The 10,936-nt window shown below is 70.6% G+C and carries 10 protein-coding genes; 6 read left to right on the forward strand and 4 right to left on the reverse strand.

What is annotated here, in order from left to right; all coding sequences use genetic code 11:
- Positions 1 to 118: 118 nt before the first annotated feature.
- The gene (locus ABD056_RS01435; RefSeq protein WP_343863684.1) at positions 119 to 709 is read left to right on the forward strand and encodes an NUDIX domain-containing protein; all 591 of its coding nucleotides are present in this window, start codon (positions 119 to 121) and stop codon (positions 707 to 709) included.
- On the opposite strand, the gene ABD056_RS01440 is transcribed toward ABD056_RS01435, so the two are convergent.
- From ABD056_RS01440 to ABD056_RS01450, 3 genes are read right to left on the reverse strand one after another with little or no spacing between them, the layout of a single operon-like run.
- Positions 642 to 2,030, reverse strand: a complete 1,389-nt coding sequence (locus ABD056_RS01440; RefSeq protein WP_343863686.1) for an MATE family efflux transporter — start codon at positions 2,028 to 2,030, stop codon at positions 642 to 644. The genes ABD056_RS01435 and ABD056_RS01440 overlap by 68 nt on opposite strands.
- Positions 2,027 to 2,452 (reverse strand): DUF1489 family protein, encoded by a 426-nt coding sequence (locus ABD056_RS01445; RefSeq protein WP_343863688.1) that lies wholly within the window; start codon positions 2,450 to 2,452, stop codon positions 2,027 to 2,029. Before ABD056_RS01445 ends, ABD056_RS01440 begins: the two co-directional genes overlap by 4 nt.
- Positions 2,452 to 3,663: a 6-phosphofructokinase gene (locus ABD056_RS01450; protein WP_343863690.1), complete on the reverse strand. Its 1,212-nt coding sequence runs from the start codon at positions 3,661 to 3,663 to the stop codon at positions 2,452 to 2,454. The genes ABD056_RS01445 and ABD056_RS01450 overlap by 1 nt, the downstream gene beginning before the upstream one ends.
- A gap of 406 nt (positions 3,664 to 4,069) precedes the next feature.
- Here ABD056_RS01450 and ABD056_RS01455 point away from each other — a divergent pair, with 406 nt between their 5' ends.
- Both ABD056_RS01455 and ABD056_RS01460 read left to right on the forward strand, forming a co-directional pair.
- Entirely contained in the window at positions 4,070 to 5,758 is a 1,689-nt protein-coding gene (locus ABD056_RS01455; RefSeq protein WP_343863692.1) for a methyl-accepting chemotaxis protein, read from the forward strand.
- Between the two features lie 43 nt (positions 5,759 to 5,801).
- Entirely contained in the window at positions 5,802 to 6,269 is a 468-nt protein-coding gene (locus ABD056_RS01460) for a hypothetical protein (RefSeq protein ID WP_343863694.1), read from the forward strand.
- Positions 6,270 to 6,312: 43 nt separating this feature from the next.
- On the opposite strand, the gene ABD056_RS01465 is transcribed toward ABD056_RS01460, so the two are convergent.
- Positions 6,313 to 6,624, reverse strand: a complete 312-nt coding sequence (locus ABD056_RS01465) for a helix-turn-helix domain-containing protein (protein ID WP_343863696.1) — start codon at positions 6,622 to 6,624, stop codon at positions 6,313 to 6,315.
- Positions 6,625 to 6,828: 204 nt separating this feature from the next.
- Here ABD056_RS01465 and ABD056_RS01470 point away from each other — a divergent pair, with 204 nt between their 5' ends.
- The 3 genes from ABD056_RS01470 (at position 6,829) to ABD056_RS01480 (ending at position 10,904) form a co-directional block, all read left to right on the forward strand.
- Positions 6,829 to 7,086 (forward strand): hypothetical protein, encoded by a 258-nt coding sequence (locus ABD056_RS01470; RefSeq protein WP_343863698.1) that lies wholly within the window; start codon positions 6,829 to 6,831, stop codon positions 7,084 to 7,086.
- Positions 7,087 to 7,333: 247 nt separating this feature from the next.
- The gene (locus ABD056_RS01475; RefSeq protein ID WP_343863700.1) at positions 7,334 to 8,653 is read left to right on the forward strand and encodes an acetyl-CoA hydrolase/transferase family protein; all 1,320 of its coding nucleotides are present in this window, start codon (positions 7,334 to 7,336) and stop codon (positions 8,651 to 8,653) included.
- Between the two features lie 217 nt (positions 8,654 to 8,870).
- Complete coding sequence (locus tag ABD056_RS01480) at positions 8,871 to 10,904, forward strand: methyl-accepting chemotaxis protein (RefSeq protein ID WP_343863702.1); 2,034 nt, start codon at positions 8,871 to 8,873, stop codon at positions 10,902 to 10,904.
- The last annotated feature ends 32 nt before the right edge of the window (positions 10,905 to 10,936 follow it).

The raw sequence follows: 10,936 nt of genomic DNA on the forward strand, positions 1-10,936 counted from the left end.
GGCCCCTTCATGTGGGGATGGCGGGGCATCGGCCGAAAGGGCGCAACGGCATTTTCCCTTGTGCCGTTGGCTGCGGCGGGGAAGCATGCCCCGAAGCCCGCACGGAAGGAAAGAGCCGTTGTCAGACCGCCCCCGCAACCCGTGGACCACCCTCAGCCGCCGGCAGATCTACGACAACCCCTGGCTGACGCTGGAGGAACACGACGTCCGCACCCCCGGCGGCAGCCGCGGCATCTATGGCGTGGTGCGGCCGAAGGGGCTGGCCATCGGCGTGGTGCCGGTGGATGCCGAAGGGTTCACCTGGCTGGTGGGCCAGTGGCGCTATCCGCTGGAGGCCTATTCGTGGGAAATCCCCGAGGGCGGCGGCCGCAAGGACGTGCCGCCGCTGGAGGAAGCCCGCCGCGAACTGGCGGAGGAAACCGGCCTGCGCGCCGGCCGGTGGCACGAGCTGCTGCGCCTGCACCTCTCCAACTCGCTGTCCGACGAGGCGGCGGTGATCTACTTGTGCTGGGACCTGACCGCCGGCGAGGCGGCGCCCGAGGACACCGAAGACCTCGCCCTGCGCCGGGTGCCGCTGGCGGAGGCTTTCCGCATGGCCCGCGACGGCGAGATCACCGACGCCATGGCGGTGGCGGCGCTGCTCAGGCTGGAGGGGATGGCGCTGCGGGGGGAATGGCCGGAGGGCTGTCCGCCGCCGGCCGGCCGTTGACCGCAACCCGCCGCGCCAGCGCCGGATAAAGCAGGCCGAGGCTCACCCCGCGCAGGGCCATGAAGGCGGTGAAGGCGGCCCACAGGCCATGGTTGCCCCACAGCGGCAGCAGCAGCCAGCTGAGGCCGAGGAAGGCGCCCAGGCACAGCACCATCATGGTGCTGAGGGGCCGGCTTTCCGTGGCGCCGAGGAAGATGCCGTCGAACTGGAACCCCCACACCGCCACCAGCGGCAGCACGATGGCCCAGGGCAGCGCCTCACCGGCCGCCGCCCGCACCTCCGGCAGGCCGGTGAGCAGGTGGATGAGCGGTGTTCCCGCCACCAGGAAGAGGGCCGAGATCGCCGCCGCCATGGTCACCGCCAGACCGGTGGAGGCCCGCACCGCCTCGCCCAGCGCCCGCCGGTCGCCGGCCCCGACGGCGCCGCCGACCAGGGTTTCCGCCGCATGGGCGAAGCCGTCGAGGGCGTAGGAGGCGATGGTCAGGAAGGTCAGCAGCACCGCATTGGCGGCCAGGGTGACGTCGCCGGCCTGGGCACCCTGGGCGGTGAACCAGGCGAAGGCGGAAATCAGGCACAGGGTGCGGATGAAGATGTCGCCGTTCACCCCCACCAGCCGCCGCAGCCGGCGCGGGTCGAGCAGGCGGTCGCGGCTCCAGCGGCCGGGCAGGGCGCGCAGGCTGGAGCGCATCAGCAGGAAGCCGACGGCCATGCCGGCGTATTCGGCGATGACGGTGGCGAGCGCCACGCCGTCCACGTCCATGCCGAGGCCGAGCACGAAGGCGAGGTTCAGGCAGATGTTGAGGATGTTGGCGACAACCTGCTGCGCCAGCACGGCTTTCGCCCGCCCGAGGCCCATCAGCCAGCCGATCTGCGCGAACTGCACCAGCGCCGCCGGCGCCGACCAGATGCGGATGGTGAAGTACTCCGCCGCCAGCGCCTCCACCTCGTCGCTGCCGTCCAGCAGGGCGAAGGCGATGGCCTGGACGGGTACCTGCGCCGCCCACAGCAGCAGCGCCACGGTGACGCCGATGAGGAAGGCGCGGCCGAACACCGCCCGCGCCTCCGCCCCGTCGCCGGCGCCCATGGCCTGTGCCGTCGGGCCGGTGGTGCCCATGCGCAGGAAGCCGAAGCCCCAGTAGAGGTAGCTGAACAGCAGCGACCCGATGGCGACGGCCCCCAGGTAGGCCGGACTGTCCAGATGCCCCATCACCGCCGTATCCACCATGCCGAGCAGCGGCACCGACAGATTGGCGAGGATGACGGGCACGGCGAGGGCCCAGACGCGGCTGCGCGCGGTGGTGTCGGCGGCGGGCGCTGTCACAGCAACCCCAGCTTCCGCAGTTCCGCCGCCATTTCCGGCGGCGGCGGGGCCTCGCCGGCGGTGCCTTGAGGGAGGTCCGGCGGGGCGTCTTCCGCCTTGAGGTAGCGCCAGCCCTGGAACGGGCGGTGGGGGCGCGACTGCACCTCCACCAGCCCCTGGTCCAGTTCGATGGCGCAGAAGCCGCGCCCGTCCTCGTCGGCGCCTTCGTGCAGGGCGAGGATGGGCTGGCGCACCCGTACGATGCCCTTGATGACCCAGTAGAGCGAGCCGCCGGCCAGAAGCTCGTCGGCCCGCTTCGGGGTCATGCGGGTGACATGGACGATGCGGCCCTGCGTCGCCAGCCGCCCGGCCTGCCACTGGCGCAGGTCATCCGGGCTGTCGCAGCCGACGCAGAGCTTGATGAGGTGAAGGGAGCCCGCCATCAGCCCTTCTTCAGGATCTTCGGCACGGTGTTGCCGCGCAGGCGGAAGGCATCGGGCATGCCGCGGCCGAGCAGCGGGCGCAGGTACAGGCGGAAGGCGTCGGTGACGTCGGTGCCGCTGTCGGCGATGAACTCGTCGGGCATCACCTTGGTCTTGCCGGCGATGTCCTCCAGCGGCGTCAGGTGATAGTCGACCGAATACCAGCCGGTGCGGTGGATGGTGACGGAGCCGTCGCGGTCGCCGAACATGGCGTACTGCACCGCCTTCTCGCCCACCTCGCGGGCCTCCCGCTGGTCGACGTCGGAGACGCAGCCGACGAAGCTGCGCTGGATGTAGCCGAAGGTGTCGCCGCGCACGCGCTTGATGCCCAGCTTGCGCTTGATGATCTCGGTCAGCAGGTCGGCCAGGGCGCCGCCGCCCAGCTGCACGTTGCCGTGGGCGTCGCGCTCGATCTCCTTGGCGAGCTTGGTGGCGATGGGCACGCCGTCCTTGTCGGCGATGCCTTCCGACACGGCGATGACGCAGCGGCCGTACCGCTCGAACGTGGCCTTCACGTCGGCCAGGAAGCGGTCTTCGTCGAAGGCGCGCTCGGGGATGTAGATGAGGTGCGGGCCGTCGTCGGGGAACTTCTTGCCAAGGGCGGCGGCGGCGGTGAGGAAGCCGGCGTGGCGGCCCATGACGACGCCGATGTAGACGCCGGGCAGGGCGGCGTTGTCCAGGTTCGCGCCCATGAAGGCCTGCGCCACATAGCGCGCCGCCGAGGGATAGCCGGGGCAGTGGTCGGTGATGACCAGGTCGTTGTCGATGGTCTTCGGGATGTGGATGCAGCGCAGGGCGTAATCGGCCTTGCGGGCTTCCTCGGCGACGATGCGCACGGTGTCGGAGCTGTCGTTGCCGCCGATGTAGAAGAAGTTGTCGATGCCGTGCGCCTGCAGCACCGTGAAGATCTCGCGGCAATAGGCGGCGTCGGGCTTGTCGCGGGTGGAGCCGAGGCCGGAGGACGGCGTCTCGCCCACCAGTTCCAGGTTGTGGGTGGTTTCCTGGGTGAGGTCGAGGAAGTCCTCGTCGACGATGCCGCGCACGCCGTGCAGGGCGCCGTAGACCTTCTCGACGCTGCGGAACTTGCGGCTTTCCAGCACCGCGCCGACCAGCGACTGATTGATGACGGCGGTGGGGCCGCCTCCCTGCGCGACGAGAACCTTGCCAGTCACGGGACGCTCCTGCGGTTGGGCCGCGGCGCCGCCGTGCGGCGCGTCCGTCAGCCGATGTGCGAAGCTGTCTGTGAAGCGCAGCCGGCGCAACAAGTCAAGGGGATGACAGTGCAGACCTGCCCTGCCGCCACCATCGAGTCGAGGCCGGACCGCCCGGACCGCCCCGCCAGCCCGACCGGATATGGACGACCTGCGAAGTTGTCCACGTCTTATGCCGTTATTCGTAAGCCCCTGAAAGGTTCAGGGATTCCACCGCCTTGCCGGTGATTGGTAACAGCCGGGACATAAACCGGTCACCCTGCCGTAACCGGCTGGTCTCATTAGAAAAAGTTTCATTTCTGGCGGCCTGGAAGCAGCCCCATGGTGGGCCTGCTGCAAACCTGAACCTCACGCACGGGAGGCTTTCATGGCGCTATCCAGGCTCGGTATCGGCCCCAAGATCTGGCTTCCGGTTGGCCTGCTGGCCGTCGGGTTCCTCATTCTGTGCGCCGTGGCGCTGGTCTTTGTCGAGGAGACCCTGCTGGAGGGCCGCCGCGACAAGGCCCGCGGCATGGTCGAAGCGGCGCACGCCATCTATGCCCACCACCACGAACGCGCCCGCTCCGGTGCCGTCGGCGAGGCGGAGGCCCGGGCGGCGGCGGCCGAGGCGGTGCGCGCCATCCGCTACGACGGCCAGGAATACGTGTTCGTCGTCGGGCTGGACGGCACCGCGCAGGTGATGCCGGCCCGCCCCGACCTGGAAGGCACCGCCATGCTTGCCGCCGAAGATCCGGCCGGCGTCCGCTTCATCGCCCGCATGGCGGAGGTGGCGCAGGGGCAGGGGGATGGCTACGTCGGCTACCAGTGGCCGAAGGCGGGTCACGACCAGCCGGTGGACAAGGTATCCTACGTCAAGGCCTTCGCGCCGTGGGGCGTGTTCATCGGCAGCGGCGTCTATCTGGATCGGGTGTGGGCGGCGTTCTGGGCCGAGGCGCGGCTGTTCGCCACCATCGCCGGCGTGCTGCTGCTGGCCGCCGGTGCCCTGGCGTGGCGCATCGTGCGCGACATCTCCCGCCCGACCATCGACCTTGCCCACCGCATGCACGACCTGGCCGACGGCCGCCTGGACGTCGAGGTGGTGGGCGGCGAGCGCGGCGACGAAATCGGCGAAATGGCCCGCGCCATGGAGGTCTTCAAGCAGAGCATGGCGGAACGCCGCCGCCTCGCCGACGAGCAGAAGGCCGCCGAGGCCCGCGCCGCCGCCGAGCGCAAGGCGCTCATGCTCCGCCTGGCCGACGACTTCGAGCGGGCGGTGGGCGAGGTGGTGGCGACGGTGTCCGATGCCGCGTCGGAACTGGAGGCGACCGCCTCGGCCATGACCTCCACCGCCGAGGAAACCAGCCGCCAGTCGACCGCCGTCTCCGCCGCCGCCGAGGAAGCGACGGCAAGCGTGGAGACGGTGGCAGCCGCCACCGAGGAACTCACCGCCTCCATCGCCGACATCAGCCGCCGCGTCGCCGGTGCGGCATCGGAGGCGCAGGCGGCCGTCGCCGAAGCGGAGGAGTCGAACCGCATGGTGCGCGATCTGGCCCAGGCGGCGGAGCGCATCGGCGAGGTGGTGGTGCTCATCAACGACATCGCCAGCCAGACCAACCTGCTGGCGCTGAACGCCACCATCGAGGCGGCGCGGGCGGGCGATGCCGGCAAGGGCTTCGCGGTGGTCGCCAACGAGGTCAAGACGCTCGCCAACCAGACCGCCCGCGCCACCGACGACATCACCCAGCAGATCGTCGCCATCCAGGCCGCCACCCGCGGCACCGTGGCCGCCATCCAGGACATCGGCCGCACCATCGGGCGCATCAGCGACACCGCCGGGGCCATCGCCGCCGCCGTCGATCAGCAGGGCGCGGCGACGCAGGAAATCGCCCGCAACGTCGCCGCCGCCGCGGCCGGGGCGGGCGACGTCACCCACACCATCGCCGGGGTCAAGGATGCCGCCGGCGAAACCGGCGCCGCCGCCTCGCAGGTGCAGATGTCGGCTTCCACCCTGGCCCACCATTCGGCGCTGCTGCGCAAGGAACTGGACCACTTCCTCGGTGGCGTGCGCGCCGCCTGAGGACGCCTTCCTCGGCCCAACGGTCATAACCGGGAGACCCGCCATGACCAGGACCATGCTTGAGAACCTGTATCACGACGCCCTGGCGCTGATGGAGCGCATGCGCGACTACGTCCACCGCGACGCCCGCCAGGACCGCCTCTGCCTGCCGTGGAGCGAGCGGGTGGTGATGTTGCAGACCAACCGCATCCTCACCGTCCGGCTGTGTCATGCCCTGCAGCTCATCCAGGCGCACCAGGCGCGGCTGCTGGGGGACAGCGAGATCCTGCAGGTGCCGCCGCCGCGCATCCGTCTGGCGCCGGTGCCGGTGGATGCCTACCGCGACATCCTGCCGGCCCGGCAGCTGCAGCTGGCCGACGATGCCAACCACCTGTTCGAACGTCTGCACGCCGTCCATATCGCCATCATTCCGGGCGATGCCGATGCCTTCGCCACGCCGGCGCCGGATGGCGACGACGATGACGACGGCGGCGATTTCGACGGCGACACGCCGCTGCGCGCCTACGCTTGAGGCAACGGTGGCCCTGACGCGGAGTGGGTGGTGGCGGCCGGGCTCAGGCGTCGGCTGCCGCCGCCTCCGCCTCCGCCGCTCCGGCGGTTCGCCGCGGCGCGGCGGGCGGCGCGGGGGTGTCGGAGATATCGGCGAGGGCGCGCGCTTCCGCCGTGCTGCCGTCGAAATCGACGACTCCCTGGCTCAGCGCCCAGCAGGCCAGACGCACGGAGCGCGGGATGCGGATGGGTTTGCCGTCCCGCTCCCCCTTCTCGTAGTACTGCACGATGCGGTGCTTGAGGCCGAGCGCCGCCGCCGCGTCCTTCTGCGACAGATTCAACGACTTGCGCCAGAGCTTGAAGGCTTTGGGGGTCATGTCGCGCCCTCCCTCGCGTGCGCTGCCGCCGGTGGATCGGCGGGCTGTCGTGGACAGTCTACGGCCGTGCGGCCCTGTTTGCAACGCACAAAGTGCGGCTTTCGCTTGCATCTTCCGCACCATGTGCGTATACTTGCGGCTGTAGACACCCGGGCGACTGCCCCTATCAGGACGCCGCCCCCATCTCCAGGGGAGGGTCGTGTCATGACTGCCGAAATCATCCGTCCCGCGCGCTTCTCCGTCGACCCGCAGGTGGCCGGCCCGATCCAGCGCATGCGCCTGGCCAATGCCACCGCCGCCAACAGCTTCCTGGCGGTGCACGAAGGGCTTGTCGGCATGCAGCAGGACGAGGATCTGGAGCGCGCCCGCGAACTTGCCGATCTGGCGGAGGCGCTGGGCTCGCAGATGCGCCGTCTGGCGGACGAGACCCGCCGCTTCATCGACGTGCTGCGCGCCGACTGACCCTGCCACACCCATAGGGCGGCGCCGTTGCGGCACCGTCCCCAGTGCAACGGCCCCGCCGCCCCACCGGGCGCGGGGCCGTTGCACTGCAATAAGGACGGATCTGTTAAATCCCTATCAACTCTGCGCTTGTATGCTGGTCAGCACGCGGCGGACTTGATAGAACCCTGCCGCAATGCAACATAGTGACGGGTGGTGCGGCCGACGCCGCGCACCGGATGGGGAACTGTCAACGCAGGAGGGCTTCGTGTCCTATTACGCGACCATGTACCAGGACAAGCTGTGCAGCGCCGCCGATGCGGCCAAGCTGGTCAACGACCGGGAAAACCTGGTGCTCGGCATGGGCACGGCAATGCCGCCCGCGATCATGGCCGCCGTGGCCGAGCGCGTGAAGCGCGGCGAGTTCACGCGGCTGCCGGTCTATTACATGCACGCCAGCGATGCGGCGGTGAAGACCCTGCTGGTGCCCGAACTGATGGACGTGGTGAAGCCGCATCCGCTGTTCATGTCCGCCTTCGACCGCGCGCTGGCCAAGAAGGGCTATGAGGTCGGCAAGGAGTACATCCACTTCGTGCCCTGCGCCTTCCACCAGGCCGGCAAGCTGCTGACCGAGGAAATCGGCGCCGACTGCTTCGTCGTGCAGGTGTCCCCCATGGACCGCGCCGGCTACTTCTCGCTCGGCACCAGCCCCGACTACGGCGCCACCGTGGTGCGCAACTGCAAGCGGCTGATCGTCGAGGTCAACCCCAACATGCCGCGCACCTTCGGCGAGTGCCTGCTGCACGTCTCCGAGGTCGATGCCGTCGTCGAGCACACCTCGGTGCTCATGGAGGCCCACTCCAAGGACGCCAGCGTCGAGGACGAGAAGATCGCCGCCTTCATCGCCGAGCACATTCCCGATGGCGCCACCCTGCAGATGGGCATCGGCGGCGTGCCCAACTCGGTGATGTCGTTCCTGTCCAACCACAAGGACCTGGGCCTGCATTCCGAGCTGTTCAGCCCCGCCATGGTCGACCTGATCAAGAAGGGCGTGCTGAACGGCAAGCGCAAGAAGCTGTTCCCGTTCAAGCACGTCTACACGCTCGCCCTCGGCGACCGCGAGATGTTCGACTTCATGAACGACAACCCCTCCATCGTCGGCTATCCGGTGGCGTGGGTGAACAACCCGGCGGTGATCGCCAAGAACAACGACATGATCTCGGTCAACGGCGCCATTGAGGTCGACCTGACCGGCCAGATCGGCTCGGAGTTCGTGGCCGGGCACCAGTTCTCCGGCACCGGCGGCCAGCTGGACTTCGTGCGCGGCGCCTATGCGGCGAAGGGCGGCAAGTCCTTCATCGCCCTGCATTCCACCGCCAAGAACGGCCAGCTGTCGCGCATCGTGCCGCGCCTGTCCGGCCCGGTGACCGACCCGCGCATGGACACCCACCACGTGGTGACCGAGCACGGCCTCGCCAACCTGAAGGGCAAGTCCATGCAGGAGCGCGCCGAGCTGCTGATCGGCCTGGCGGCGCCGCAGTTCCGTGACGAGCTGATGATCGAGGCGAAGAAGCTCGGCCTCATGTAAGACGACGGCGGCCGCCGGCAGGCGGCGGCTTTCGATCCGACCGGACGGGGCGGGTGCCGCACAGGGGCCCGCCCCGTCTGCCGTCTGCGGTCTGTCGTCTGCGGTCTGGCGTCGTAACACCGGCGCAACCAACTCTTCACGGCGGTGCCGTTGATCCCCCGGCCGATGCGGCATAGCGTCGCGACACGCTTGCCCTTCAGACTTTTGGGGGAATGCCATGGCCTTGGATGCGGTCGCCGACCCTTCGGCGGCCGGTCGCGTGCACCGCGGCCGGCGCCTTTCGGTGCAGGACATGGCAGCGCGGCTGCCCATCGGCCGGCGCATCGCCCTGCTGGCCGGTCTGGCACTGCTCGCTTCCACGGTGGCGGCAGGGGCTTATCTGGTCGGGCAGGCCCGGTTGGACGGCGCCCTCGGCCGGCTGGAGGCCTTCCGCCAGACGGGGGCGGAGGCGGCCCGCATGGAACTGGCGCTGGCCCGCCTGCAACTGGACGAGCGCGACTTCCTCATCCGCCTCGATCCCGCCGCCGCCGATGCCTACCGCGCCGGCCTGGCCGACGTGGCCTCGGCACTGGCGACCGTCGGCGCCCGGCCGGAGGCGGCGGGCATCGCCGCCACCATTGCCGACCTGTTCGCCCGCCTCGACCTCGCCGGCCGCCAGTTCGAGGCGGTGGCGGCCAGCCGCGGCGCCCTCGGCCTGTCGCCGACGGAAGGGGTGTGGGGGCGTCTGACCGCCGCCACCGCCGCCGTCGAGCAGGACCTGGCGCAGTGGCCGCAGATGGACAAGCTGCGCAGCCGCCTGGAGGCCATGCGCCGGCACGAACTGGCCTTCATGCTCACCGAGGACGAGCGGGAACTGGGCCTGCACCGCAAGGCCTTCAACGAGTTCGATTTCGGCCTGCTGGAGGCGCCGCTGGACGCCGCCACCCGCAGCCGCCTCGGCGACCTCGCCGCCGGCTACCGCCGCGACGTGGAAGCCTATGCCGCCGGCCGCCTGCAGTTGCGGGCGGAAGTGGCGGCGCTGGATGCGTCCTTCGCCGGCCTCGCGCCCGCCTTCGAGTCGGTCTTCGCCTTCACCCGCAGCGGCATGGCCGAGGCGCTGGCGGCGCAGAAGCGGGTGCGTCAGCAGACCACTCTGCTGATGGTCGCCACCGGCGGCGTGGTGGTGGTGCTCTACCTGATCGCGGCGGTCTTCCTGGTGCGCAGCATCACCCGCCCCATCGCCGCCATCGACGGCGCCATGCGGGCGCTGGCCGCCGGTGACCGCCAGACCATCATCCCCGGCACCGGCCGTCAGGACGAGATCGGCGCCATGGCCCGCGCCATCGAGGTGTTCCGCACCGGCCTGCTGCGGGCCGACCGGCTGGCGGCTGAACAGGTGGCGGAGCAGGAACGGCGCGAGCGCCGGCGGCAGGAGATCGAGGACGCCATCCACCGCTTCGAGGGCACCATCGGCGACGTGCTGGCCGCCCTGGCCCATGCCTGCCGGGAGATGACCGAGACCGCCCACGCCATGACCGCATCCTCCGCCGCCACCGATCGGCAGGTGCGCACCACCGCCGCCGCGGCGGCTGAGGCCGATGCCAGCGTGCGCGACGTTGCCGCCGCCACCGACGGCCTGGCCGCCGCCCTGCGCGAGATCGAGGCCGACGTGGCGGAAAGCGCCCGCATCGCCCAGACGGCAGTGGGCAAGGCAGAGGCGGCGGAAGGCATCATGCAGGCCCTGGGACAGGCGGCGCAGCGCATCGGCGAGGTACTGGCCTTCATCACCACCGTCGCCGACCAGACCAACCTGCTGGCACTCAACGCCACCATCGAGGCGGCGCGGGCAGGGGATGCCGGCAAGGGCTTCGCCGTGGTCGCCAACGAGGTCAAGGCCCTGGCCACCCAGACCGCCCGCGCGACGGAGGAAATCGCCGGCCAGATCCGCGCCGTGCAGGCGGAGACCCAGGAGGCGCAGGCCGCCATCGCCGACATTGTCAGTGTCAACGGCGCCGCCGAGGGCATCGCCCGGCGGGTGGCGGCGGCGGTGCAGCGCCAGGGCGGCGCCATGGCCGGCATCCGCACCAACGTCGACCGCGCCTCCAGCGGCTCCGCCACCGTCGGCGAGGGCATCGGCGGAGTGCGCGCCAGCGCCGAGGCCACCGGCGCCGCCGCCGCCCGGGTCGCCGATGCCTCCGACCTGCTCGGCCGCCAGTCCGATGCCCTTCGCCGGGAGGTGGAGACCTTCCTCGGCGGCATCCGCGCAGCGTGATCGGGTCCGACCAAAGGTGTGACGGAAATTCC

It is taken from the genome of Caenispirillum bisanense (assembly GCF_039523075.1).
Taxonomy (GTDB): domain Bacteria; phylum Pseudomonadota; class Alphaproteobacteria; order Rhodospirillales; family Rhodospirillaceae; genus Caenispirillum; species Caenispirillum bisanense.